This is a genomic window from cf. Phormidesmis sp. LEGE 11477 (assembly GCF_015207105.1).
Classification (GTDB): Bacteria; Cyanobacteriota; Cyanobacteriia; order Phormidesmidales; family Phormidesmidaceae; genus Phormidesmis.
Window position 1 is genome coordinate 1 of sequence record NZ_JADEXO010000044.1, and the last position, 25,535, is coordinate 25,535.

18 protein-coding genes are annotated in these 25,535 nt (G+C 49.4%); 10 read left to right on the top strand and 8 right to left on the bottom strand.

Annotation, left to right across the window (positions count from 1 at the left end; translation table 11 throughout):
• Nucleotides 1-101 precede the first annotated feature (101 nt).
• Both IQ256_RS14120 and IQ256_RS14125 read left to right on the top strand, forming a co-directional pair.
• The gene (locus IQ256_RS14120) at nt 102-1,613 is read left to right on the top strand and encodes a UbiD family decarboxylase (RefSeq protein ID WP_193856185.1); all 1,512 of its coding nucleotides are present in this window, start codon (nt 102-104) and stop codon (nt 1,611-1,613) included.
• A 71-nt stretch (nt 1,614-1,684) separates the two neighbouring features.
• A complete protein-coding gene (locus IQ256_RS14125) occupies nt 1,685-2,635 on the top strand; it encodes a YwqG family protein (protein WP_228024879.1) in 951 nt (316 codons plus the stop codon).
• Nucleotides 2,636-2,730: 95 nt separating this feature from the next.
• On the opposite strand, the gene IQ256_RS14130 is transcribed toward IQ256_RS14125, so the two are convergent.
• Both IQ256_RS14130 and IQ256_RS14135 read right to left on the bottom strand, forming a co-directional pair.
• Nucleotides 2,731-3,096 (bottom strand): hypothetical protein, encoded by a 366-nt coding sequence (locus tag IQ256_RS14130; protein ID WP_193856187.1) that lies wholly within the window; start codon nt 3,094-3,096, stop codon nt 2,731-2,733.
• Nucleotides 3,097-3,272: 176 nt separating this feature from the next.
• On the bottom strand, nt 3,273-5,030 hold the full coding sequence (locus IQ256_RS14135) for an AarF/ABC1/UbiB kinase family protein (RefSeq protein ID WP_228024880.1): 1,758 nt from the start codon (nt 5,028-5,030) through the stop codon (nt 3,273-3,275).
• Nucleotides 5,031-5,160: 130 nt separating this feature from the next.
• Between IQ256_RS14135 and fetB the strand changes: the two genes are divergently transcribed.
• Entirely contained in the window at nt 5,161-5,958 is a 798-nt protein-coding gene (gene fetB, locus IQ256_RS14140) for an iron export ABC transporter permease subunit FetB (RefSeq protein ID WP_193856188.1), read from the top strand.
• A 1-nt stretch (nt 5,959) separates the two neighbouring features.
• On the opposite strand, the gene IQ256_RS14145 is transcribed toward fetB, so the two are convergent.
• From IQ256_RS14145 to IQ256_RS14155, 3 genes are all read right to left on the bottom strand, one after another.
• Nucleotides 5,960-6,988, bottom strand: coding sequence for a glutathione S-transferase family protein (locus tag IQ256_RS14145; RefSeq protein ID WP_193856189.1), 1,029 nt, complete (start codon nt 6,986-6,988; stop codon nt 5,960-5,962).
• Nucleotides 6,989-7,110: 122 nt separating this feature from the next.
• On the bottom strand, nt 7,111-7,485 hold the full coding sequence (locus tag IQ256_RS14150; RefSeq protein WP_193856190.1) for a response regulator transcription factor: 375 nt from the start codon (nt 7,483-7,485) through the stop codon (nt 7,111-7,113).
• A gap of 123 nt (nt 7,486-7,608) precedes the next feature.
• Nucleotides 7,609-8,808: a DUF790 family protein gene (locus tag IQ256_RS14155; protein WP_193856218.1), complete on the bottom strand. Its 1,200-nt coding sequence runs from the start codon at nt 8,806-8,808 to the stop codon at nt 7,609-7,611.
• Nucleotides 8,809-8,990: 182 nt separating this feature from the next.
• Between IQ256_RS14155 and IQ256_RS14160 the strand changes: the two genes are divergently transcribed.
• Both IQ256_RS14160 and IQ256_RS14165 read left to right on the top strand, forming a co-directional pair.
• On the top strand, nt 8,991-11,444 hold the full coding sequence (locus tag IQ256_RS14160) for an endonuclease MutS2 (protein WP_193856191.1): 2,454 nt from the start codon (nt 8,991-8,993) through the stop codon (nt 11,442-11,444).
• Between the two features lie 58 nt (nt 11,445-11,502).
• Nucleotides 11,503-11,826 (top strand): hypothetical protein, encoded by a 324-nt coding sequence (locus IQ256_RS14165; RefSeq protein WP_193856192.1) that lies wholly within the window; start codon nt 11,503-11,505, stop codon nt 11,824-11,826.
• Nucleotides 11,827-11,961: 135 nt separating this feature from the next.
• On the opposite strand, the gene IQ256_RS14170 is transcribed toward IQ256_RS14165, so the two are convergent.
• Nucleotides 11,962-13,407, bottom strand: a complete 1,446-nt coding sequence (locus tag IQ256_RS14170) for an NCS2 family permease (protein WP_228024881.1) — start codon at nt 13,405-13,407, stop codon at nt 11,962-11,964.
• Nucleotides 13,408-13,772: 365 nt separating this feature from the next.
• On the opposite strand from IQ256_RS14170, the gene IQ256_RS14175 reads away from it, so the two are divergent.
• The 5 genes from IQ256_RS14175 to IQ256_RS14195 all read left to right on the top strand — a co-directional run bounded on the left by IQ256_RS14175 (nt 13,773) and on the right by IQ256_RS14195 (nt 21,422).
• Nucleotides 13,773-15,917 (top strand): GAF domain-containing protein, encoded by a 2,145-nt coding sequence (locus IQ256_RS14175; RefSeq protein ID WP_193856193.1) that lies wholly within the window; start codon nt 13,773-13,775, stop codon nt 15,915-15,917.
• A gap of 327 nt (nt 15,918-16,244) precedes the next feature.
• Nucleotides 16,245-18,845, top strand: coding sequence for a response regulator (locus IQ256_RS14180; RefSeq protein WP_193856194.1), 2,601 nt, complete (start codon nt 16,245-16,247; stop codon nt 18,843-18,845).
• Between the two features lie 153 nt (nt 18,846-18,998).
• A complete protein-coding gene (locus IQ256_RS14185) occupies nt 18,999-20,459 on the top strand; it encodes an ATP-binding protein (protein WP_193856195.1) in 1,461 nt (486 codons plus the stop codon).
• Nucleotides 20,443-20,928, top strand: a complete 486-nt coding sequence (locus IQ256_RS14190) for a response regulator (protein WP_193856196.1) — start codon at nt 20,443-20,445, stop codon at nt 20,926-20,928. The genes IQ256_RS14185 and IQ256_RS14190 overlap by 17 nt, the downstream gene beginning before the upstream one ends.
• Before the next feature lie 269 nt (nt 20,929-21,197).
• On the top strand, nt 21,198-21,422 hold the full coding sequence (locus tag IQ256_RS14195; protein WP_193856197.1) for a hypothetical protein: 225 nt from the start codon (nt 21,198-21,200) through the stop codon (nt 21,420-21,422).
• Between the two features lie 118 nt (nt 21,423-21,540).
• On the opposite strand, the gene IQ256_RS14200 is transcribed toward IQ256_RS14195, so the two are convergent.
• Nucleotides 21,541-23,043 carry a NarK family nitrate/nitrite MFS transporter gene (locus IQ256_RS14200; protein ID WP_193856198.1) on the bottom strand — a complete coding sequence of 501 codons (1,503 nt, stop codon included), beginning with the start codon at nt 23,041-23,043 and terminating at the stop codon, nt 21,541-21,543.
• A gap of 555 nt (nt 23,044-23,598) precedes the next feature.
• Nucleotides 23,599-25,008 carry a chloride channel protein gene (locus IQ256_RS14205; RefSeq protein WP_193856199.1) on the bottom strand — a complete coding sequence of 470 codons (1,410 nt, stop codon included), beginning with the start codon at nt 25,006-25,008 and terminating at the stop codon, nt 23,599-23,601.
• Between the last annotated feature and the right edge of the window lie 527 nt (nt 25,009-25,535).

A 25,535-nucleotide genomic window follows, 5' to 3' on the forward strand; every position in this document is an offset into this window, starting at 1 on the left:
GACCAGCGGTTCTCTGTAATATCCACGAAAGATATGCTTTCCCCCGCTAGAAGTGTTACATTCCGTCATAGCTTATGTAGGATTACTTCCGATTTCGGACTATGGCAAAGGATCTACGAGATTTTCTAAAGACAGTCAAAGCACGCGGGCAGCTACGAACTGTCACGGCTCAAGTAGATCCCAATCTAGAAATTGCCGAAATTTCTAATCGCCTACTACAGGCGGGCGGTCCGGCTGTCTTGTTCCAGAATGTGAAGGGCTCTCCCTACCCGGTCGTGGTTAACTTGCTAGGCACGGTAGAGCGCGTATGCTGGGCGATGGGCATGGAGCATCCCCAAGAGCTAGAAACCTTGGGTAAAAAGCTGGGCATGCTGCAGCAACCGAAGCCCCCGAAGAAGATCTCTCAAGCGATCGACCTGGGCAAAGTGCTATTCGATGTGGTGAAAGCCAAGCCTTCTCGCGATTGGCTACCAGCCTGTCAGCAGGTAGTAAAGCTAGATGACAAGGTAGATCTCACGACTATTCCGATGATTCGCCCCTACCCGAAAGATGGCGGCAAGGTGGTGACGCTGGGGCTGGTGATCACCAAAGACTGTGAGACCGGGGTACCTAATGTCGGGGTGTATCGCCTACAGCTTCAGAGCCAGAACACGATGTCGGTGCAGTGGCTGTCGGTGCGCGGTGGGGCGCGGCACTTACGGAAGGCGGCTGAAAAGGGGAAGAATCTAGAGATTGCGATCGCCATTGGCGTCGATCCCCTGATCATTTTGGCAGCCGCCACTCCCATTCCCGTCGATCTATCGGAATGGCTATTTGCTGGGCTCTACAGTGGCCGAGGCGTCTCTTTAGCAAAATGCAAAACCGTCGATCTAGAAGTGCCCTCAATGTCAGAGTTCGTTCTCGAAGGCACTATCACGCCAGGTGAAACGGCCACCGACGGTCCTTTTGGCGATCATATGGGCTATTACGGCGGCGTCAACGACAGTGCGCCGCTGATCCGCTTTCACTGCATGACGCATCGCAAAGCGCCGATCTATCTGACGACATTCAGCGGTCGCCCGCCTAAAGAAGAAGCGATGATGGCGATCGCACTCAACCGCATCTACACGCCCATACTCCGACAGCAGGTCACCGAGATTGTTGACTTCTTCCTACCGATGGAAGCACTCAGCTACAAAGCCGCCATTATCTCGATCGACAAATCCTATCCGGGGCAGGCTCGTCGCGCGGCTATGGCCTTTTGGACTGCCCTACCGCAGTTTACCTACACCAAATTTGTCATCGTCGTCGACAAAGACATCAACATCCGCGACCCGCGCCAGGTTGTCTGGGCCGTCACCTCCAAAGTTGACCCCATTCGCGACGTCTTCATCTTGCCCGATAGCCCATTTGACTCATTGGACTTTGCCAACGAGAGACTGGGCCTCGGTAGCCGTATGGGTATAGATGCCACCACCAAAGTGCCGCCCGAAACCGAGCACGAATGGGGCGAACAGCTAGAATCTGATCCAAATATGGCAGAGCTAGTCAAGCGACGCTGGCAAGAATATGGACTAGACGATATCAAGCTGGGCGAAGCAGATGCCAATGTGTTTGGCTATGATATTCGCTAACGCTGAATCACTATGAAGGTCCTGCTTCCTCACGCTTTCTAACGGTTCAAGCAACTCAAATCGCAATAGATATGAGAGAACAAGTACATCAGTTTTTACAGCGCACTCGCTTTCATCAGTATGCTTACGAAGTTTCTCAGTTGCTGAGACCTTCTATTCGAATACAGACTCGGCCAGAAGCGAGCGTAGGTAGTTCTCACTTCGGAGGAGTGCCTACCGTTCCAGCTTCTTTCGATTTTCCTAAGTGGGATACAAGGTGGCACTGGCAGTCTCAACTGCACTACCACCTTCTCCAGGAGCAACAGGGATCTACAAAATATCGAAGCGCAGAAATTAATAGAATCCGAAATAGGTTGTCACGCGATACCACTGTTCCTTTGACTTACTTGGGTCAAATTTATCTTCAAGAGCTTCCTTGCTTACGTGCCGAATGCGGATTGCCAGGGAACGGAGTACTACTGTTCTTCTATGATTTGGTAAATGATCCAGGTGGATATAAAGCTAGCTCAAAAGGGGCTTGGCGCTGTATTTATCTAGATAACCGCATTGAGCAGCTACAACCAGCTAATAAAGACGACTACGGTGGCGAATTATTTCCTCACTGTGGTCTTTGCTTCACGGAAGAATGGATGCTAGGTATTCCAGAATTCAAGTTCGAAGAAACAAACCAATACCAAATAGACTGGGGCGAGCTGACTACAGTCCTCGAAAAGCAGTTTGGTGTAAAGGTTGCTACAGTAGCCTGTGGTGTGGAGCATCGGCTTTTTGGTTATGACGGTCCCATGCAAGAATCAATGGAACGTATGTGCCAACTGAGATTTCACGGCATAGAGGGTTACTCGAAGCAGTCAGAGCCAATAGAGAGTGGTGTCAAAGACTGGCAGCTGCTCTTGCAATTAGATAGCGATGTCAGTGTTGATTGGCAGTTTGGAGATAGTGGAAGGCTATACTTTTGGATCAGACAACAAGATCTCCAAAAACACGATTTTTCCAAAATATGGTTCGAGATGCAGTGTGCATAGATATCGGACAGTCGCGGTCGTTGCGAATGCTACGCTATCTCACGAATCGGTCAGGTTGCAACCTTTCATAGCGATCATATCGTTCCTTTGCGGAACTAAATGTCTAGCTCGAAGGCCCGAGGATTGCCGCTTTCAAGTAGGACGAGGTTGTTCTTGAGCTGTTTCCACACTAGACCAGCGCTCAGAAGTACTAGCGGCGCAGCCATCGCGTAAGCAATTTTGGCAGGGAATCCAAAGATACTCATGCCAGAGGCTAAAAAGACGCAGCTCCCAACACAGATACCTAGAAAAGGAAACTGAAGATCGAAGCCTTGCAGCTTTGAAATCGAACGGGTGGACTTCTTTTTGTACCAGTCGCCAACGGCCTCTTTTAAGACAGCACCGAAAGCGAGACCGGAAGTGATAGCGATAAGGAGCCCTGCCGCTAGTAAGAAGTAAGGAGGTGTGCCGGGGTAGTACATAGGGGCGAGAGCTGTTGAAGTTTTTTCTAGCAACGAATAGCTGCTAATTGTTAACTAATTATAAGGTACGACCGATACCTTAGTTCTAAGGTCTATCAAACATAGGCAACATAGGTCGCGCTAAGGTTTGATTAAACTGAACGACTCTGACGATTTGCTAAATAGCAGCTCGCCAGCTATCGGTTTGTTAGCTGTAGTGCGCCCGCTATTTCTATAGGCACTAAGGAAACAGCGCGTTCTTTAGAAAAGTCAGCGATCGCATCCCAAGCAGCCCCGAGCAGCCGGTTCGGCTGTAAGTCGTCTTTGACCAGCAGCCACAGGCGCTGAACTTCTTCGGTATGCAGACGATTGTCTTCTGTTAGGGCTAGCAGAATCTGTTTTCTCAGGTACTGGCCTTCTTCAGTCATCAGAAACTGAATCCCTAATCCCGCCGTTGGGATAATGTCGAAGCTTTGGTCAGATCGAGCTACCAAAAGCAAATTCTCCAGACGCTGCCACTGGAACCTGCCGTCTTTGAACAAAACATCGATCAGGCGACGACGTAATGCAGGTGTTTCAGCGGTTAGCAGTCGACGAGCAACGTAGGGATAGGCAATTTCCAAAATCTTAAAATTGGGATCTAGACTCAGGGCTAACCCTTCTTGAGTCACTAGCGAACGAATGATGAGCGCGAACTTAGCTGGGACTCGAAACGGATATTCATACATCACCTCTGAAAAGCTATCGGTGACGGATTTGAAGTTAAAGTTGCCAACACTCGCACCGAAGGCATCTTGAAAGACAGCCTCTAACGCCGGGATAAGTGGACGAACGTCTACATCTGGCATCAAAAAGCCAAGTTTAACGAAATCGTTAGCAAGATCTGCATAGTCACGGTTGATTAGATGGACAACCGAATCGACTAAGGTTTCTTTGGTAACTTGGTCTAGCTGATCGGTCATGCCGAAATCAATGTAGGCCATCCGACCGTCAGGCGTGGCAAACAGGTTGCCAGGATGAGGATCGGCGTGGAAAAAACCAAATTCTAGAAGCTGACGTAGACCTGCAGATACGCCAATTTCGACCAAATCGTTCGTGGCTAGGCCAGCAGCCTTAACTCTGTCGGTATCGGTGAGCTTAAAGCCATTGATCCATTCCATGGTCAGCACATGTGTGCTGCAATAGCGCCAGTAGATAGAAGGGACTTTTACTAGGGGCTCATCTTGGAAGTTGGCTGCAAACTTCTCGGCATTGCGGCCTTCGTTTAGATAGTCGATTTCTTCAAATAGCTTACTGCCGAATTCGTCTACGATTAGCCTCAGGTCGTGGCCTAGATTGAGAGGAAGCAGAGGTGCTATCCAGCCAGCGGCCCATCGCAGAATGTAGAGATCCCGGCGGATAATGGGCACCAAGTTTGGTCTTTGGACTTTAACCGCGACTTCTTCACCCGTATAAAGACGAGCCTTGTAAACTTGACCCAAGCTCGCCGCTGCAACTGGCTCAGCCGCAAAAAAACTATAGATTTCTTCGGGCGTACGATCAAAGTCGCGGTAAATAATCTGTCGGGCAATATCGCTAGAGAACGGTGGTAGCTGATCTTGCAGCTTGATCAGCTCTTCTAGAAAGCTAGGCTTGATTAAGTCAGGACGAGTAGAGAGCGCCTGGCCGACCTTGATGAAAGTAGGCCCCAACTGGGTAAGAATATGGCGCAACCGAACGGCCCGGCGGTTTTGGTTAATTGCCGTGCGGCCAAGCAGGTGATCAAGAGCGAGGGCGATGCCAAAACTACCCAGCATCCACGATACTGTTAGGGTTCGCCACAGCACCACAAGCGGACGCCTTCTGTAGTACCTAGAGATCTCTTGCCAATCGTATCGGCGCTTTGCATAAACGCCAGTGTCCTGCTCAAAACTGTCCCGCTCGAAACTATTCTCAGGGGCTGTGAAGTCTGTCATAGTGGCCTTACCGTGGCGCTAGTCAGACCACAGTCTTACTTTATCTTCATCCTAGTATACAAAACTACAAATAAGGTCGGCTCAGTAGATAGATTTATTTAATTCTATGTAGCTATAGTTACATATAGTCATGATCACACCTAGCGCAATTGGCATGCTGTGGGCAGTTGGGCTGATGGCGATCGCCATCGGTCTATCGAGCTGGCAGCGACTGGGCCTAACCCAGACACTGGCGATCGCCACCTTTAGAACGATCGCGCAGCTATTGTTCATCGGCGTATTTCTTTCGGCGATCTTTGCTAGCCGTCAGCCACTGGCTGTTTTTGCAGTGCTGTTTGTCATGGTTGCGATCGCCTCTGTCGTCGCCCGTAGCCGCATAGATAAAGAATTACCGAAGTTATTAAAGTGGGTCTGGCTAGCTATTTTTACCAGCGGGCTAGTCACCATGCTGTATGTCACGCTACTGGTGGTTCAGCTCGATCCTTGGTATGACCCCCGCTATCTAATTCCGCTGTCGGGAATTGTGCTCGGCAACGCGATGACCGCCGCCTCTATTTCTGGCGAGCGACTGGTCAGCGCTCTCCGAAATAATCGAATAGAAATAGAGACACATCTGAGTCTGGGCGCAACGCCAGCGCAGGCGATCGCCACCTATCGCCGAGCCGCTATCAAAGCCGGGCTGATTCCGACCATCAACGCCATGATGGTGGTGGGTTTAGTCACCTTGCCAGGTGCCATCACAGGCCAAATATTGGCGGGCGCAGATCCACTGGTGGCTGCAATCTATCAAATTCTAATTATGTTTATGCTGGCGCTGGCTAATCTGATTGCAGCGCTGGTAGTGACCTACGGTATTAGTCGACAGTTTTTTACGCCTGCTATGCAGCTAGTCATCCCGCAAAGCCAGCCTAGAGTGAGGTCAGTCTAAATTAGGCTGGTTTAGATTGGGCTGGTTTAGATTGGGCTGGTTTAGATCGGGCTATGGCGGCTCTTTCATGCGGCTGCTTCAGACTGTCCCATCCTGGCCCAATCGGGACGATGCCACCGGGGTTCAAAGGAAATAGATTGCCAAAATAATCGCGTTTGACTGCATTGATATCACAGGTCTGGGCGATGCCCGGCAGTTGATAGATGTCTGCTAGGTAGCCGCTGAGCTGTGGATAGTCACTGATACGGCGGCGGTTGCACTTGAAGATACCGTGATAGGCCACGTCAAATCGAATCAGTGTCGTGAACAGGCGAACGTCGGCTAGCGTTAGGGCATTGCCACATAGATAGCGGTTAGTCACAAGGATTTCGTCAAGTTCGTCTAGGGTGGCAAATAGTTCGGTGACTGCCTGGTCATAGGCCGCTTGGGTCTGGGCAAAGCCACATTTGTAAACGCCGTTATTAACAGTGGCGTAGATCTTTTGGTTTAGGGCGTCGATGTCTTGCTTAAGTGAGTCGGAATAGAGATCTGGGCCGGTAGCAAGCTCCTCGAATTCACTGTTTAGCAGCTCAATAATTTCGGCGCTTTCATTGTTGACAATAGTGTTAGCAACGCTGTCCCAAAGGACGGGAACGGTGGCGCGACCCTTGTATCCAGGGCTAGCGCTGCTGTAGAAGTCTGGCAGGCTGCGGCAATCAGCAAAAGGTAGATCGGCGGGCGCATCAAAAAGCCATCTGCCTTCATCAGTAGAAGGATAGACAATCGTCAGGGCGATCGCATCTTCTAATCCCTTCAGCGCCCGTGTTACTAGCGTGCGGTGTGCCCACGGACAGCTCATGCCTACGATTAGCCGATAGCGCCCCGCTTTTGGAAAGATTTCTCGGCTGCGAAATGAGCTTTCAGGCCGAACATAGTCGCCGCTTTTGCTGCGCGGGGCCATCTGCGACATCATCGTATGCCACATCGTATTCCACACTAACTTTCCTGTACGGACAATCAATCCCGGCGGCAGGGCAGCTCGTTTAGGCATGGGTTTATCCAGCTAGACCGTAGTCTATTAGGATAAGACGTTTGAGAGTGGATTTGTAAGAGTGGATTTGTAAGAGTGGATTTGTAAGAGTGGATTTGAGCCAATCAGGCCGTTCAAAAAAATTAGGCCGCTTTTCCTGCCAGTAGCGCCTTAACCGTATCTAGCAGCTCTCCTGGTCTGAAAGGTTTAATCACATAGGCATCTGCGCCTTGCTTAATCCCCCAGTAGCGGTCAAATTCTTCGCCCTTTGACGAGCATAGAACCACCAAAATATTCTCAGTAGCTTCGTTGTTTTTGATCCAGCGGCAGAGTTCGTAGCCGTTCATATTAGGCATCACCACATCTAGCACGACTAGATCAGGCAGCTCAGCGGCAATTTTGGCTTTAGCTTCAAAACCATCTTGGGCTACAGAGACAGTCCATCCTGTTTTAGTCAATAGACCAGAGATCATCTCGCGGAGCATAGGGCTATCATCTACGACTAGTACTGAGCTCATAGCTTTAGGAGATTTAACGGCTGCGTTCATGTAGGTTGCCCCGGCTCTAGTCCGAAAGTGCGTAGAATTTTGGACCAATCGTTGGAAACCAAAGTATGGCGATACTGCCTTAAAGGTTCCCACCTAAGCTGACTCAAGCGCCGCTAGTACCGACTTTGGCTGCAGCTTATCTTTGAACCAAACAATTTTAGCGGGTGTATTGGTCGTATCCACCCCTGCTTTTTCTAGATTCAGCCTGTCTGATATGGCCAAGATCAAATTTTTACTCTCAGCCTGACTCACCTGATAAAACTTTTTACGTAAGTATTCTGGTCGCCAGTAGCCGACAATTTCAAGCAGATAAACCCGACCGTCTGGGTGAACAATGCGAAAGTCTGGAATCATGACGCTGCCCGGAATTGGAATCAGATCAACCTCTCGCTCTAGCTTCCAATCGGTTTTAGTGGCGGCCCATTTCTCGGCAAAGGCTTGCTCTAGCATGCTATCAAACGGCTTACCGGGTGGGTAGTGGCTGACGAGATCGCAGCTATCGCTCAGGCTAAAGCACTTTTCTTGAGCGACTTTGGTGTAGGGGTTTTTCCACTGGAGGGTGGCGGTGAGCTGCCAGCGGGTGACGTGGAGTATGGCCGGAATGAGTTTGGCGATATCTACGCCGTAGCGAGTGCTGGGCTTAAACAGGCTGGCAGGGCCGTCGATGGTGATGGTAAAGCCCTGATCGGCTTCGCCTTCAATGTAGGTCATCAGGCGAAAAAGCTTGAGATACTTAAACATCAGCTTGTATTCACCTGGATCGTTGCGGTGCAAGTTAATCACCATATGGCTGGCTTTGTAGAAGATACCCTGAACCTGAGAAAGGTTGTAGCGGTGAATCAGCGCGGCTACGTCCGGGGCATCGAAGCTGGTGAGAATACGATTTTCTTTGAGATCGGCGTAGAGTCCTTGCTGAATATGGACAGGTTCAACCGGGCTGTCTAGCTCTGAGCTGAGCTGAGCTGCCAGGGTGGTCAGGTGCTGCTGGGCGGTAGTGGGCGTGGCGGCGTTGGTAGCCGCTAGGGTGAAGATGCGATCGCGTAATTCACCAGGCTCTAGCGGGCTCACAATCTCAAAGGTGCTAAAGCTGTTGCGTAAGATGTGGGCTAGCCCTCTTTTGATTCGGTAGTCGGTATCTTCGCCCTCATCGATTTGAAGCTGCTGATCGAGATCGCCTTGTGTTTTACCGACGGCGGCTTGAAAGAGATCGATCAGAGCTTGAGCGGTTTTGAGGTTAGCTGGCTTCAGGGCGAGCTTTTTGGGGATGAGCGAGTCGCCGCTATATCTTTGAATGAGTAGAGGGGTAGGTAGCGTGGTTCAACTTCTCCTGACTAATTCACACTCGTGCGTCTACACGCCTGGCCGATGCGTTATCAGACGAATGCGTCCAATGGGCGTGTTTTTACGGGATTGTCTTACTTATAATAAAGAACGCATCGACCTTTATCCTTTGATTCTCTCTTATCGCCTCTCCCTTGATTCAATCTGAAACGCTTACTCTGCTGGAATGGCCCCGGCTATGCCGTCACTTGGCGACGTTTACCGCCACGAATATTGGCAATGTAGCGGCGCAGCGACTGCCGATTCCGATCAGCCAGGTAGAAAGTGAAGCGTTACTTGCTCAGACAGTAGAGGCAACTCAGATAGAATTGACGCTGGGAGGACTGCAGTTCGGCGGCATTCGCGATATTGGCGTGGCGTTAGAGCGATCGCGGCTGCAAGGCATCCTCTCTGGCGACGAACTGCTAGATATTGCCACCACGCTGGCCGGAGCGCGGCGACTACGACGACAGATAGACGCGCAAGAAGATTTACCAGTCTTGCAGGCGCTAGTAGAAGATCTGCGAACCTTTCCTGAACTTGAGCAAGAGATTCATCGCTGCATTGACGATAGAGGACAGGTTGCCGATCGGGCCAGTGCCAAGCTAGGAAGCGTACGTCAGCAGCTTAAGATAGTGCGCGATCGCATCTACAGCAAACTACAGCGCATCATGCAGCGGCAGGGCGGAGCCTTACAAGAGAGCCTGATTACCCAGCGGAACGATCGCTTTGTGCTGCCCGTCAAAGCAGCGCAGAAAGACGCCGTACCCGGCATTGTTCACGACGTTTCGACCAGCGGATCGACGCTGTATGTAGAGCCGCACAGCATCGTAGACAATGGCAACAAGCGCCGCGCCCTCAGGAAAGAAGAAGAAGTTGAATCAGAAGCCATTCGGCAAACGCTGACCTACCAAGTCGCCGAGGTATTTCCTGAGCTAGAGCACTTAATGGTCACGGTCGTAAAGCTAGATCTAGCAGCAGCACGGGCTCGCTATGGCCTGTGGATGGAAGGCAATGCGCCTCGATTTGTAGACGCTGAACAGATCACCTTAAGGCAGCTAACACATCCCTTGCTGCTATGGCAGCAGAAAAAAGAACAAAAAGACAAGGTGGTGCCCACAGATTTGGTAATGCGCCCAGAGCTGCGAGTCGTCGCGATTACCGGGCCAAATACAGGCGGCAAAACAGTCACGCTAAAGACGCTGGGCTTAGCTGCGCTGATGGCGAAAGTCGGCATGTTTATTCCAGCCAAAGAGCCGGTCGAGCTGCCCTGGTTTGACTCTGTTCTGGCGGATATTGGCGATGAACAGTCGATTGAACAAAGTTTGTCTACTTTTTCAGGGCATGTGAAGCGGATTGGTCGGATTCTAGACACTATTGATCAACTAAAAGGCGATGAATTAAATGGTGATGAACTAAGGAGTGATGAACTAAAAGGCGATGAACTAAAAGGAGATGGAATTGCCAACTCGCTGGTGCTGCTAGATGAGGTGGGTGCAGGCACCGATCCGTCTGAAGGCAGTGCTTTGGCGATCGCGCTTCTAAAATACCTAGCAGACAACGCCCGGCTGACCGTAGCGACAACCCACTACGGTGAACTCAAGTCGCTAAAGTACGAAGACGAGCGGTTTGAGAATGCTTCAGTAGAGTTCGACGATGAAAAACTCGCCCCCACCTATCGCCTGCTGTGGGGAATTCCGGGCCGCTCTAATGCGCTTTCGATTGCGAAACGACTGGGCCTAAAGCAGAGCGTCTTAGATCAGGCTAAGGCCCAGATGGGCGGCGCGAATGAAAATGTGAATACCGTCATTGAAGGGCTAGAAGCGCAGCGCCAAAAGCAAGAGAAACGAGCGGCTGAAGCAGAAAAGCTGTTAACCAAGGCGGAGAAATTTTATAGAGAAGTGGAAGCGCGGGCTCAGAGTTTGCGCGATCGCGAACAAAAGCTCAAGCGGCAGCAGGAAAAAAGCGTAGAAACGTCGCTATTGCATGCTAGGGCAGAAGTCGCCAAAGTGATTCGAGACCTACAGAAAGGTGGATTGACCGGACAAGACGCTCAAAGAGCAACAGAAGCGCTGAACCGGATAGAAGAAAAGCGACTGCCGACTGGCGACCATCCCGCCAAGGTAAAAACCACAGGCACAGGCTATCGGCCCAAAGCCGGTGAAAGAGTGCGGCTAGCGAGCCTCGGCAGTCAGGTCGCGGAAGTCATGGAAGAAGCTGACGACGACGGCAAGGTGGCCGTACGCTTTGGCATTATGAAAATGACGGTCGATCTCTCAGATATTGAATCGCTCAAAGGAGAAAAGGCAGAACCAATCGAGAAAAAGCCAAAAGCGCAGCCCACACCACAAACAATGCCAGAAGCGCCACTAGTTAAAACCGAAAGCAATACGGTGGATCTGCGCGGCATGCGAGTGAGCGAGGCAGAAAGCGTGATCGAAGATGCGATCGCCCGTGCCAAAGGTCCGCTGTGGCTGATTCACGGACATGGGACTGGCAAGCTGCGACGCGGCGTACAAGAATACTTAAAAACGCATCCCCAAGTCAAAAGCTTTGAAGCTGCCGATCAAGTAGACGGTGGCAAAGGTGTAACTGTTGCTAAAATCTAAGCTGGTAAATCTGGACTAAGCTGGCAAAAGTAAGCAGTTTCAATTAGGAGACACTTCAATGACAGACCCCGCTAACCAGACGCCTAGTGGTTTGCCTGGCGCTGAGCTTCAAGAAAACACGCTCCCGGCACAAATCTCTACACTAGATGATCGACTAAGCGATCGGCAGATGGTTGTATTCAGCGCAGCCGCAGGTGGCTTGCTGTCCTTTGTTAGCGTGGCGCTATCTGTAGAGATGACTCAAACTGCGATCGCCGATCTTAGTCCGGTCGCTGTAGGAACTGCGATCTCCCTTCCTTTTATCTTTGGCTTACTGGGCTTCAAATTCAAGCAGCCGTTCTTAGACGCGCTGAGTGCAACGATGAATTCTCTTCCTTTCTAGGCGTTTGGCATAGCGCTCGTCATGAATGCCAATGTAGCGTTCGAGACGGCTACAGGCCGTGCTACAGATTAGGTGCCGATTGCTATAGCTGCAGTCGGCACTTTTGATAGACGATTGTTCTAGTTGTCTTTTGGCCTAGCCAAAGCGTAAGGTCTCGAAGGCGAAGCGGAAGATAAAGATAGCCGCAAGTATCCAAGTGATAACTGGAATATCGCGAGCACGTCCGGCAGCCAGCTTAGTAAAAGGATAGAGAATCAGACCCGCTGAGAGTCCGGCAGCGATTGAAAAGCCTAGCGGAATGAAAAAGATGGTGACAAAAGCAGGAATGGCTTCTGTCAGATCGCCCCACTGAATGCTTAGCACGCTAGACATCATTAATATGCCAACAATCAATAGGGCCGGAGCCGTGGCAAAAGCAGGAACCGCCTCGAAGAGCGGCACAAACAACAGCGCCACCACAAACATCAGACCCGCGACAACAGCCGTGAGCCCGGTGCGCCCCCCTTCTGCGACACCCGCCGCCGATTCTGCAAAGGTGGTGACGGTAGACGTGCCCATGATTGCCCCAGCGGTAGTGGCGATCGCATCTGCAGAAAGCGCCTGATTCGCCCGAGGCAGCTCGCCTCTATCGTCGATGTAGCCCGCCTGGGTGCCAACGCCCATCAAGGTGCCAATCGTATCGAACATATCCACAAACAAAAACACTAGCAAGATTGCAAGAAAGTCGATGATGTTACTGCCGTTGATACCACCTAGACCCACAAACGCCTGACCCACTAAATCGACCGGAAATTCTGGAATAGCTACGATTGCAGTCGGGGCTGTCGCCACCCCAAACATCCAGCCTAAGATAGCTGTACCGCCAATTCCCCAGAGCAGTGCGCCTTTGATTCTTCTAATGACGAAAAAGATAGAGAGAAAGATACCAAAAGTTGCTAGCAAAGTAGCCGGTTCCCTAAAGCTGCCAAACGCTGTCTTGGTCACCTCATTGGCTACAATTAGCCCCGCCCCGCCGATTGCTGTATCACCACTCAAGCCGATATAGGCTAAAAACAGCCCAATTCCGACTGTTGTAGACGCCTTGATACAGTGCGGCACCGCCGCAATCAGATGGCGACGGACATCAGTTACCGTCAGGCCAATAAAGATAACGCCCTCAATCAAAACAGCCGCCATCGCTACTCGCCAGTCGATGCCTAGCCCCAAGACAACAGAATAGGCAAAGAAAGCATTAGTCCCCATGCCCGGTGCTTGCACGAATGGATACTTGGCATAGAGACCCATTACCAGAGTGCCGATAGCAGCCGTAATCCCAGTCACTACCACTAGTTCGCGAAACAGATCGCCAGGCTCCTGTAAGAAGACCGCGTCGGACATGATCAGCGGATGTACCACCAGAATGTAGGCCATGGTCATAAAGGTCGTCAGCCCGGCCAAAATCTCTGTACGAAAGTTGGTTTGATACTGCTCAAACTGAAAATAGTTAGCAACTGAGGCTTGCCAACCCGAATAAGGCGGTGGAGAAGAGCCAGGCGGCTGTCCAGGCTGCTTTGTTTGAAGCTCTAGGTCGGACTGAGTCATGAGAATTCTCCACGGAACAATGAAAATGCTTGAAGCAGGGTCAACCAAACAAGGTAGCCAGGGCTGAAATGCTCTGAAACCTGCCCAATTCGCATACTGTATCCAGCCAAAAGAACCGACATTGTGACGGATGCTACATTCCATACCGACCGGTGGGCTGGCAGTCTAGCTGTGATTTTTAAGCGCTCTAAGATGAGAGCTCTAAGAATTGTGGAGTTGGTTGTGAAGAAACTGTGAAGTGCGTCAACATAGATGAACCTTATGCAGCCAAGACGCAAAGATTCTTAACTTATTTGCGTGACACTTCATTAGGTTGGATTGGATGAGTCGTAGACCCTCCATAGATTGCTCCCTTGAGCTTCGTTATGAAGATTATGACTGTGGAGACGAGCGATAGAGTTACCAATCTCCTACAGAGTTGGTCTGATCGCCATGGTCATGCGATAGAGGCAGTCACTAGTGAAAATCTGCTGCGGCAAGGGGTAGCAGTTACGGCAGCTTCTGATTGTGACCTGGTCGTGATCGGTCATTTGCTACCACGTCAAACTGCTGTCAGGCTATGCCAGCAGCTGCGTGCAAGTGGCAATCTCACAACTATACTGCTGATAATCGAGGTGAATGAGCAGGCGGATCCTAGCTTGACTGCTATCGAGGCAGGTGCTGACGATTATTTTACTAAACCCAGCAACGCGCCAATCGATCTAGAAGCGCTATTGGTGCGCGTTACGTTCTTGCTGTACCGCAACAGTACGCTAGCCGAGTGTTTTGTGACGCTGGCGGCCCAGCAAGAAGCACCTGAGCAGCTAGAGGCCAAAAAGCAGCAGCCGTTTACTGGGCGCGATCGCTTCATAAAAAACGTGAGCGATCGCCAGCAAACAGCATTCAAACTTCAGCAGCAGCTAGAGCGAGAACGCCTCATTGCTGAAATCACCGATTCTATTCGTCAAACGCTAGATCTTGACCAGATTTTGCATACCGCTGTTGACCAGGTTCGTCGTCTTTTGCAAACAGACCGAGTGATTATCTTTCGATTCTTACCCAACTGGCAAGGTATCGTCGAAGCAGAGTCTGTTGCAGCCGGATGGACTAAAACCTTAGGCATGAAACTCGAAGATTCTTGCTTTGATCAGCTTTATACCCAGCGATACAAAGAGGGGAGAGTAAGCGCGATCGCCGATATCAATACAGAAGCGCTCAACCCATGTCATGTAGAGCTTTTGAGCAATTTTCAGGTTCAGGCTAATCTGGTCGTCCCGATTCTGCAAGGCTCTGTGCTGTGGGGTTTGTTGATTGCTCATCACTGCCGCCAGCCTCGGCATTGGGAAGTAGAGAATACTCAGCTATTGCAGCAGGTTGCTACCCAGATAGGAATTGCCATTCGTCAGGCAGAACTTTACCGTAAAACTCGCGAACAGGCGGCGCTAATTGACATTGCGACCGATGCGATCTTTGTGCGCGATTTGGCAGGTCGAATCGTGCTGTGGAGTCAAGGGGCCGAACGGCTCTATGGTTGGAAAAAAGAAGAAGCTATCGGCAAAGAGGCGTATCGACTTTTAAAGAAGAAAAGCGAGCTAGGGCTTGACGAGATTTTTCGTCTCACTCTAGAGCAGGGCTTTTGGCAAGGAGAAATGACTCAAACCACCAAAGCGGGTAGGGAAATACTGGTTGCCAGTCGTTGGACCTTGGTGAAAGACAGAGGCGGACGCCCGCAGTCTCTTTTGGAGGTAAATACAGATATTACTGAGAAAAAACGGTTAGAAGCCCAGTTTTACCAAGCTCAACGATTAGAAAGCTTGGGTCGGCTAGCTAGCGGCATTGCCCATGATTTGAACAATATCTTGACGCCTATTTTAGGAATCGCTCAACTGCTGCGGCTCACGCAAAAGGACGCCGACGCCGCAACTCACGGGCACATAGACATCCTAGAACAAAGCGCTAGGCGAGGCACTAGCATGGTTAAGCAGATTCTTACTTTCGCTCAGGGCAACCCTGGTAATAGAACCCCTGTAGATGTGCTGGTGCTGCTGCAAGAAGTGATCGACGTGGTTAGACAAGGTACGCCTTCCAATATCGAGATCCGGCTAGGAACAAGTGACTATCAGACTCTAGCTCCACTTAGAAACACCGTCTTTGCCGATGCGACTCACCTGCATCAGGTGTTTATGAATCTATGCATCAACGCCTGTGATGCGATGCCAGAGGGCGGCGTTTTGAGGCTTTTAGTGAGCAATGCTTCGCTCGATGAAGCAACGGCTAGTCAATATCATGCATCTGCCGGTGACTATGTCGTGATTACTGTAGCGGATACTGGAATCGGTATCACACCAGAGGTACGCGATCGCATGTTCGATCCGTTCTTTACCACCAAATCTCCTAATAAAGGTACTGGATTAGGATTGGCCACCGTGCTAGGCATTGTCAAAAGTAGTGGCGGCTTTTTGCGCGTGAATAGCGATGTTAACCAGGGCACCCACATCAGGGTTTATCTACCGTGTCGTCAGGTTTTATGACACAGCCATGAGCCTCCATAACGCGGCAGCGCAAAATAATCAGTATTTCTCCACAAGTTCCTCATATTCCTACCCTAGTCTAAGGCTATAAAACAAACGAAAGCTTCTTGATAAAGCTCCACTTTCATACGCCTTTAAAACATATCTATAGCTTCATCTCGCCTATGGCCTATTTTCGTACCTCAGACAAAATATTAGCCACAGGCGAGGTGGGTAAAAACGGAAGTCTCGGCTCATACTAAGTTTAGATAGATGAGTCTAAATAGATGGGTCGAGAATCACCGACTCAGAATGCTTCAGTTCGAGGGAACCACAAAACAAAGTTAAATGAAGTTCTTACTAGTGGAAGACGATAAGGCGTTAGCAGGTGCCATAGAGCAGCTTTTGCTAGCGCATCACTATGTAATGGACTGGGCGACTGACGGCGTCGAAGGCCGGGGGATGGCTGAGGTTTTTCCTTATGATTTGATTTTGATGGATTGGATGCTGCCCAAGCTAGATGGCATACAGCTATGTCAACAGCTAAGAAGTGAGGGTAATGACACTCCAATTATTCTATTGACAGCCCGTGACGCTAGCACAGATAGGGTGGCGGGCCTAGATGCAGGCGCTGACGACTACCTTGTTAAGCCTTTTGAGTTTGAGGAATTGCTTGCTCGCATCCGCGCCCTATTGCGCCGGGCAGAAGGTATCATTACGCCGGTTCTACGATGGGGTGATTTGCAGCTCGACCCGCGTAGTAGCAAGGTGACTTGCGGCTCCGTTCCAATCGCCCTGACGCCGAAGGAATACGCGCTGCTAGAGCTGTTTTTACGCAATCCTAGCCGCATTTTTAGCTTAGATAGTCTGCTAGACAAGGTCTGGCCATTCGAGGATGCACCAACGGTTGCTTCGGTGCGTACTCACATAAAAGGACTTCGCCAAAAGCTGAAGAAAGTAGGTCTATCAGATGTGATTGCTACGGTATATGGCCTAGGCTATCGGCTAAGGTCGATAGAGTCACCGAGTGACCAAGAGTCGCTAACTGATACTGTTCGTCCAGATGCGGCTGCCTTTGCAACTGCTAAGCATTTAGATCAGCCTTTAAACAAGCACTTAGATTTAGCTTCGCTTTGGCAAGGGGTGAGCCAGGACTATCTTCAGCGAATTACGGCAGTCGCTAAGGTGCTGCACCGTCTACGTCCCGGACAGATAGAGCAGAACGTTCGACAGCAGCTCTTATCGGAGGCCCATGCATTAGCGGGATCTTTAGGCAGCTTTGGATTTAAAAGCGTAGCCGCTCAGTGGAGAGAGATAGAGGCTATTCTGCACGCTCATGCCGACTTGAGCGCCGATTTGATTCGCCAGATGGAGGAACAGGTGGCGCTAGTGATTCGCTCTTTAAGGCAAATGCGATCGCCTAACCCATCGGCCCCTTCACTGGTCCCTTCACCGCTCCCTTCACTTGCCACCCCGTTAGCCCCCTTACTGGCTCTTTCAACCCCTGCTTCAGCACCCATTTCCGCTCGCTTGACTAAGGAATTTCCTTCAGCGCCGCCATCTGCTTCTATCTTTGGGGAACTGCCATCAGAACCGCTTCGGCTGTTAGTGGTGAGAACTAAAGACGACTCTCAACCTGAAAATCCTTCGCCAGTTTGGCTACAAACACTTGAAGAAATTGCCGTTCGCTATCAAATAGAGGTCAGTATTGCAGATAGTATTGATCGGGCCAGAGCGCAGATCTTTTCGGCAGGCAACAGAGATAGGCTAGTCTCTGAGTTGACGCCTCATATTGTTGTATTCGACTTCGACAATTCCTTGGAGCTGCAGACTAATGACAGCGCTGACCTAAAGCTGATCGCTGAGTTGCAAACCCGGCAGCCGCTGCTGCCGACGATTGTATTGACTACAGCGGCAAGTTTTGAAAGTAGGGTAAATATCGCTAGGCTAGGGGTCGCTAGGGTACTACAAACACCTGTATCACCGACCGAAATCCTTGAAACAGTGGTACGAATTGTACAAAAGGGTAGGTCGCCTGCTGCCAAGCTACTGGCTGTAGATGACGATCCAACTACACTGACGCTATTACAGCAGTTACTCCCACCCTGTCGCTTTCAGCTACACTGCCTTAGCGATTCCACCCAGTTCTGGCAAACTTTAGAAAGGATTGAACCGGATCTGATACTGCTAGATATTCAAATGCCTCAGTTCAGTGGCTTTGACCTGTGCCGTGTCGTACGCAGCGATCCCCGCTGGCACGAGCTGCCTATTTTGTTCATGTCTGCCTACACCGATGAGCAAACTGTTCAAACGGTATTCGCAGTAGGCGCTGATGACTATATTCGTAAGCCAATTCTAGCACCTGAGCTGGTAGCGCGGGTGCTAGGCTGGTTAGAGCGATCGCACGCTCGGCGATTTAGATCAGAGATTGATAGTCTAACGGGCATATACAACCGAAGAAAATCTACTCAATCCCTCAATCGTCTTTTGAGACTAGCTAAACAACAGCACCAACCGCTGTGTTTTGCCCTCATTGATCTCGATCATTTCAAGCAGATCAACGATCGCTATGGCCATCTTGTCGGTGACTACGTACTAAGACGATTTGGCACCTGCTTGCGTTCGACATTTCACGGTGACGCTGTCGTTGCTCGTTGGGCAGGAGAAGAGTTTGCTATAGGGTTCTATGGGGTAGACGCGCTAGAAGGTGCTCAACGACTGTATCAGCTGATTCAAGTTTGGCAGGCCGAAACGCTTACTATTCATAAAGAGCTATCACTAGAAGATCTAGAAGATACAGCGCGTAAAAGCAGTCTGGCAATTACTTTCTCAGCCGGTGTGGCTGTATATCCACAAGCCGCCGATGACCTGCAAGAACTCTACATAGCAGCCGATCGGGCGCTACACAAAGCTAAAGAGAGTCGCAGTCGAGTTGAGCTAGCGGTGTAGACCTGCGTAGCCTGCTAACAAGGACAACCAACCATCCCACACCAACTTAGTCTGCATAAATTCATCCCATACAGACTCATCTCACATAAAAACGTCACAGTTCAAGCATAGAATTAAAAGCAGGATAGTAAGAACAACACAAACAATAATGAAATGTGTGTAGCGTCTCAGGTACTCTCTCTAATCGATCTCGTTATGATTCCGGTGTCTGTAACAGTGTCACCCGAGACTTCGATCGAAGAGGCGATCGCGCAGATGTCCGAGACTCAGAACAGTTGTGTGTTAATCGCTCAAAAGCAGCACCCAGTCGGTACTTTCATCGATCGAGATCTCGTTCTTTCGGCGGCGCTGCCCCAGGCTTTGCTCAAAGAACCTATTTCGACCGTCATGATTCCAACAAAGGCTACTATTCTTGCCACCGAAATCAAAGATGCCTTTGCTATTTTTCAGCAGATGCAGCAGCAGCATCTATACCATTTACCTGTTGTAGATGCTGCTGGAAAAGTGATCGGCGCAGTTACGCAGCATAGTCTGAAGCAAGGCTTGTATCCTAATGATGCGCGGCTGATAGCGCCAAAGCAAAAAATCACCGAAGCAGGAACTGGTGAAGCAGAGGTCGCGAAAGAAGAGTTTACCAGAGAAGAAAATCAAAAAAATAGTGCTTCAGGGAGTACTGCCGAGCAGATTCTAATCGAACAGCTAAAAGGCGAGTTCATTGCTATGGTCAGCCATGAACTACGGACGCCGCTGACATCGATTCATGGCGGTATCAAGCTATTGTCTCAAGGAATTGTTCAAAGTGAATCAGCGCAGGGCCAGTATCTATTGCAAGTTGCCGCAGAAAGCTCTGAGCGATTAGTCAGATTAGTCACCGACATTTTAGAGCTAGAACGGCTAGAGTCGCGCATGGCGCTTTTTCAAAAACGATTGATCAATACGCGAGATCTAACCAAACAGGTTTTAGAGCTATCTGACACTCTAGTGAAAAGGAAAGGTATCAAGTTAGAGATTGTAGATGAAGGCGTCCAAATCATGGCCGATAGCGATCGCCTTACTCAGGTATTTACTCACCTACTTGATAATGCTATCCGGTTTTCATCTACTGGCTCTACCGTCAAAATTACCGTCGCTCTAGTAGCATCAAACAGAGAAGTCAGATTAGATAGAGAAACAGGATTAAATACAGAAGAGAAGATAAAAGACACTTTTCTAAGAGAGACCTCTTATGAGTCAAATACGACTGAGTTAAATACGACTGAGTTAAATACGACCAAATATAGCGAAGCCGCTGCCCTTTTTACCATCTGCGATCAGGGAATAGGTATTTCTCCTGACCAGCGCTATAGGATCTTTGAGCGGTTTGTTCAAGGCGATCGCTGCTATATCCAAACAAGCGCCGAAACCAACGCGCCAATCGAAACTACAAAGGCAGGCAGCACAGGACTAGGCTTGAGTATTTGTCAAAACATTGTTGAACAGCACAATGGTAGAATCTGGGTGGAAAGTCAGCCAGGAAAAGGAAGCTGCTTTTACTTTACGCTGCCAACTAAATGTGAACAATCCAGACGTGAATCTAGACGTGAACAGCAAAACAGCCATGCCACCGTCAGCTAAACCATGGCAAGATAATCACACTTCAAGCCAACAGCTTATAAAAGACGACAACGTTTCAGATGACCCAGTTTTAGAGGTTCGAGCTGTAGAAATCGAGAAACCTCAGCGGCTTTTGATAGTCGATGACGAAGCGGCAATTCGGATTATTCTCAAGGCATCGCTAGAACTAACAGCCAAATGGGTCGTCTTAGCTGCTGCCTCTGGGGAAGAAGGCATGAGTATAGCGCAAGCTGAGCAGCCCGACGCGATTTTACTAGATGTGATGATGCCAGGAATAGATGGCATTACCCTATTTCACCAGCTAAAAGCTCAGGCCGCAACCCAGCATATTCCGGTGGTTTTCCTCACCGCTCAGGCAAGAGAAGTTGAGCGTAAGCAGCTTGAGGCTCTAGGGGTAGGTGTGATTTTAAAGCCGTTTGAACCGGAACAGATCGCCAATCAGATTCGAGAATTGTTGGACTGGCAGTGAGGCTGAGATGATCGTATCCGTCGAAATAGTCATATGTACCGTCGAGGCTTTTCATCGAAGTAGCCAACCTGCTCAGTCAAGGCGGTATTCTGCCAAGCGATATGAGCATCTCCACAACTCAAAAAACGTGTTGAGTAATGCTTTCTCTTAAGAAAAATAGTAACAACCGCTACTTTTTGGTATCATTTCTATAGCTGTGATCTATTTGCTCAATGCTCAATTGAGCATGCGATTTCTTGAGAGATCATTAGGCAATTCAAGAGGTTGAGATGAAGTCCCAAAAGATGTCCGACGATGTGCTGTATGTTCCTATCTACCTAAGAGCTTTAAGCTTCAAAGAGAAAACACTACTCGCTTCGCTGGTTTTGACCTTTTCAGTTGCCATGGGCTTGGCCCCAATTGTTTGCGCTTCGTCTGATGCGATTAAACTAACGACTAAACCGATCTACAGTAGCGAAGCTGAACTCTGGAAAGTTCTGGGCGAAAAGGATTAGCGCGGTCTAGATTTAAAATAGCAGTGGAAAAAGTGTGGCACAAGCATACGAATCTACTAGAAGACACAATGGCTTCAGACGGGCAAAACCGTATGCTTGCTTTCGCTCTAGTAGGCGATTATTTGCCTACTGGCTGACTAGAAGCGACTGACGGCTGCAGCTCCAATTCTTCTTCCCCATGAGTGCTGGTAGGTTCCTTGAGAAAGAACCAGAGCAGAAAGAACATAATTAAGCTGCTAATTCCCATTGTCGAGAAGAAAATCCTGTTGCCAGCGTCGCCTGTAGGCAAGAAACTGAAAAGAAGTAAGAAAGCTACTCCACCTACGTTGCCCCAGGCACCCACGCTGCCAGCGATTTGACCCGTAATCTCCTCTTTGATTAGAGGAACGATTGCATAGGTCGCCCCTTCTGCTGCCTGGACAGAGAAAGAGGCAAACATTGTTACGCCAATGGCCATTGGCAGCAACCAACCAACGTTGATCAGGCCCATTGTCAGATAGCCAACGCCTGTAACCGCCTGTAATATTACCAGCGTCCATTTCCGACTGCCGATGGTATCAGAGATCAGACCACCCCCTGGACGGGCAAATAGATTCATAAAGGCATAGCTAGAAGCCACTGCTCCCGCTAGCGCTACAGACAGGTTGAAGGTTGTCAGATAAAACAGCGGTATCATTGAGACAACGGCTAGCTCTGAGCCAAAACAGACAAAGTAGGTCAAATTTAGCAAGACGACTTGGGTAAAATCGTAGCGCTCTTCGGGGGCATAGCGTTTCTGGCCTGCCATCAACTGTTTGTTTACTCTCCAGTTCCAGTAAGTTTGGAACAGGTATAAACAGAACAGCGCTATACAGATGACAACAACTGCTGTTGGATTTAGCGCCTCAACCACAGCAAATCGCCAAGCTACGACGCCTAAAGCAATATAGAGAGGGAGATTCGACGCTGTCATTAACCAGAAGTCTCTTCGAGTCGTCACTTCGATGGCACCCGGATGCTTGGCTGCTTTAAATTCCTTATCGGGGGGCGTATCTTGAACGTTGAAAAAATAGAACACGCCATAAGCTGCTGCCACGACGCCGCTAAGGGCGACCGTGTATCGCCAGCTGCTTTGCGTACCCACGAAAAAGCTTGCCCCGGTTGCGATCAGCGGTAGAACAATCGCAGCTACACCAGAGCCAAAGTTGCCCCAGCCCCCGTAAATTCCTTCCGCAAAGCCGATTTCTGCCGGCGGAAACCAGTTCGCCACCATGCGAATACCCACAACGAATCCTGCTGCAACCACGCCAATCGCTAGACGGCTCCAAAGCAGTTGGTTATAGTCCTGTGCGAAGGCAAATGCAATACAGGGAATGGCGGAATAAACGAGAACACCCGAAAAAACAATCCGAGGCCCGATGCGGTCTATCAGCATACCGAAGATGATCCGAAACGGAATTGCTAGCGCTAAGTTGCACAGCAGCATTGTCCGAAATTGCAGCTCGCTTAGCTGAAACTCTTCTATAATCCCTCCGGCAAGCGGAGCAGCGTTAAAGATAACAACAAAAGACAATAAAAAGGCAAACCATGTTAGATGGAGAATACGGTATCGACCACTGAATGATAATAACCTTCGAAGCATATTAAAGTTTCCTTACTATACGAGGACAGGTAAAAGCAAGTGAAGAAAAAGCTTGACTAAAATAGCGCGCACAAGCTGAAATGTTGAACCACAGATGAGCGCAAAAACTCGCCTGACTTGGTAGAATTTCGATTGCCTATTTTTGAAACAAGCTTGGAGAATGTTTCGAGGATGAGTAAGCAGCTAATTTTGGATAGACGAAATCAGGTATATCAGCTTACGTATAGCTCGACCAAAGCAAGCATCCCGTAAATTAGGTAGCGAAACTTATCTTTCAAACAACCTCTTGTATGCGAGTTACAACAACCCATTCAGGTCTTTGAGATATGCTAATTCTGTCTTTCAAGGTATACAACCTGATAAATGAATTCTGCTAGCCCTGTTACACAGTCAAAAATTGCGTTCAAAAGTTGCGCTGTGGCGAAGGCTTATCAAAATTCTCTATATAACCTTTAAGCCTCAAAGAGAGAAAACAGAAACGGCGGCAAGTGCCCTATTTCAAAGACTTTAGATCATTCAATTAAGAAAACTACCGTTACAGTGAAGTCTACCGCCTCAATCTACTAACACTTTTTCTACAGAGGCTTGATTGACCGGCTGCAAACCTGCTAAAAAGCCATTTTGAGCCCAAAACTGAGGCCGTGCTTCACCGATCCGGCGCGATCGCTGTGTCCCAATCATGGCAATCTTACCTGTTAAAACAAAGCTGGTAAAGCTAGAAACTACAATCACCGGCAGCATGGCTGTGCCCGACAGTACACTAAGAATAATGCTCGTGCCTACGGGCGTTTTGGTGACTGCTACATTCACTGCTGCCATCAGGCAGACCATCCCAACTGTCGGATGAACCTGAGAAAATGTAATTGCGATCGCTAGCCCGACATTAGAGCCAATAAAGAACAGAGGAAAGATAAATCCCCCCAAAAAACCTGAATGCAGCGTAAAGCTAATCGCAAACATCTTAGCCACCGCAATTAGTAGCAGCATGGTGACACCCAGCGTCGAGCCAGTTTCAATCACGGTGTGAATTTGATCCTCACTGAAAAATAGCGTTTGGGGAAAGAAGAAAGCAATTAAACCGATACACAGGCCGCCCAGCGTAGCTAGGGCAATCATATTGTGCTCAAGCGGCTCTAAGAGGTGGCCGATAAAGCGAAAAATATAGATGAACATTACCGCAACACCTGATCCGATCACCCCTAAAATAAGGCCCTCGAACAAATTTATAGGCGTTAGCTCAGGCACCGATTCAAAGTGATAAAAGCCGCCAATGGTAATACCTGTGCTAATTCTAAAAATAGCAAAAGAGAGCATCGCGGAGATAATAGCGGGTGTAACCGCCTCGTAGTATTCTAATCCTCTACGATGGGGAATCTCTAGCGCAAATATTGCCGCTCCAATAGGCGCTCCAAAAAAGGCCCCTAGCGCCGCACTCATGCCGCAAAACGTCAGCACCCTCACATTAGTCTTACAGAGATTAAGCCTGTCTCCCAGCCAGCTGCCAAAGCTACCATTCACCTGCACTAGCGGTGCTTCTGGCCCCGCACTGCCACCGGCAGTGATTGCCAACAGCGAGGCAATCACCATGGCGGGCGTTTTATTTATGTTGATTCGGCCAGGCTGATGCACATCGTCAATAACTTGAGCCATCTCTCCAGGACGACCCATCAAGTAAAGCACCAGACCCACACAAAAGCCCCCAACCGTCGTGGCAATCCAGACATAGTGATTAGCCGGCAGCCAGTTTGGGAAATGGGGGGTGACTCGTCCTGGCAGCGTCTGCCAAACGCCGTGCATCATCGCCTCTAATACAAAGTAGTAGCAGGTGGTAACCAATCCGCCAACAGTGCCAATTGCCACAGCGCAAAGAACAAGCTGTGGGTAGGTGAGCAGACGATCTTCGTCTGGATCGCCAGAGTCTTTTGTCTGTGCTTTTGAGGGGGCTAGGTCGAGTTGAGTGGCCACGAGAAATCCTCTTTAATTGTTCACTGCTCGTCGTAAGGGCTAGGAAATGCCGCATGTATCAACAGACATAAATAGATATTGTGTGGACCACAGCGGTCTAGAATCGTACCGACAACAATGAGAGCAGGCATTGTCAGGGCCATATTGCGGTATGCGATCGCTCGAATATAGGGGCTCTAGTCCGAACTCGGTGGCGATTGCTGTTAAGAGAAAGGCAAAAAATTGAACCAAACCACAAAAGGTCAAAAAAAACGCAAACCAGGCGATGTGTAAAATAAGATATCGACCGCTGAAAGAAAAGACTCCTGCCACAATTTCGCCTTTAAACTCTCAGTGTTTGGATGCCAGTGTTTGGATAATAGTCAAAACAGAAAAGCCCGAATCGGCTGTCCTCTTTGCCAGTCCTGGAGCTAAAGCTTGAATTTGATGAATCTACAGGACGTATGTTTCTTCAGCACATTTTTTTAGCACATCCTTTCAATAGAGCATCTGTGCTTCTAAGCCGTAGCTGCGCTGAAAGCAACCAA

What these genes read in the sequence shown, in the direction of transcription:
- IQ256_RS14195 (WP_193856197.1), top strand. Translation starts at nt 21,198, where the DNA reads ATGAAGTCCCAAAAGATGTCCGACGATGTGCTGTATGTTCCTATCTAC.
- IQ256_RS14175 (WP_193856193.1), top strand. Translation starts at nt 13,773, where the DNA reads ATGAAGATTATGACTGTGGAGACGAGCGATAGAGTTACCAATCTCCTA.
- IQ256_RS14190 (WP_193856196.1), top strand. Translation starts at nt 20,443, where the DNA reads ATGCCACCGTCAGCTAAACCATGGCAAGATAATCACACTTCAAGCCAA.
- IQ256_RS14200 (WP_193856198.1), bottom strand. Translation starts at nt 23,043, where the DNA reads ATGCTTCGAAGGTTATTATCATTCAGTGGTCGATACCGTATTCTCCAT.
- IQ256_RS14135 (WP_228024880.1), bottom strand. Translation starts at nt 5,030, where the DNA reads ATGACAGACTTCACAGCCCCTGAGAATAGTTTCGAGCGGGACAGTTTT.
- IQ256_RS14185 (WP_193856195.1), top strand. Translation starts at nt 18,999, where the DNA reads ATGTGTGTAGCGTCTCAGGTACTCTCTCTAATCGATCTCGTTATGATT.
- IQ256_RS14125 (WP_228024879.1), top strand. Translation starts at nt 1,685, where the DNA reads ATGAGAGAACAAGTACATCAGTTTTTACAGCGCACTCGCTTTCATCAG.
- IQ256_RS14165 (WP_193856192.1), top strand. Translation starts at nt 11,503, where the DNA reads ATGACAGACCCCGCTAACCAGACGCCTAGTGGTTTGCCTGGCGCTGAG.
- IQ256_RS14130 (WP_193856187.1), bottom strand. Translation starts at nt 3,096, where the DNA reads ATGTACTACCCCGGCACACCTCCTTACTTCTTACTAGCGGCAGGGCTC.
- IQ256_RS14170 (WP_228024881.1), bottom strand. Translation starts at nt 13,407, where the DNA reads ATGACTCAGTCCGACCTAGAGCTTCAAACAAAGCAGCCTGGACAGCCG.
- IQ256_RS14145 (WP_193856189.1), bottom strand. Translation starts at nt 6,988, where the DNA reads ATGCCTAAACGAGCTGCCCTGCCGCCGGGATTGATTGTCCGTACAGGA.
- fetB (WP_193856188.1), top strand. Translation starts at nt 5,161, where the DNA reads ATGATCACACCTAGCGCAATTGGCATGCTGTGGGCAGTTGGGCTGATG.
- IQ256_RS14150 (WP_193856190.1), bottom strand. Translation starts at nt 7,485, where the DNA reads ATGAGCTCAGTACTAGTCGTAGATGATAGCCCTATGCTCCGCGAGATG.
- IQ256_RS14120 (WP_193856185.1), top strand. Translation starts at nt 102, where the DNA reads ATGGCAAAGGATCTACGAGATTTTCTAAAGACAGTCAAAGCACGCGGG.
- IQ256_RS14180 (WP_193856194.1), top strand. Translation starts at nt 16,245, where the DNA reads ATGAAGTTCTTACTAGTGGAAGACGATAAGGCGTTAGCAGGTGCCATA.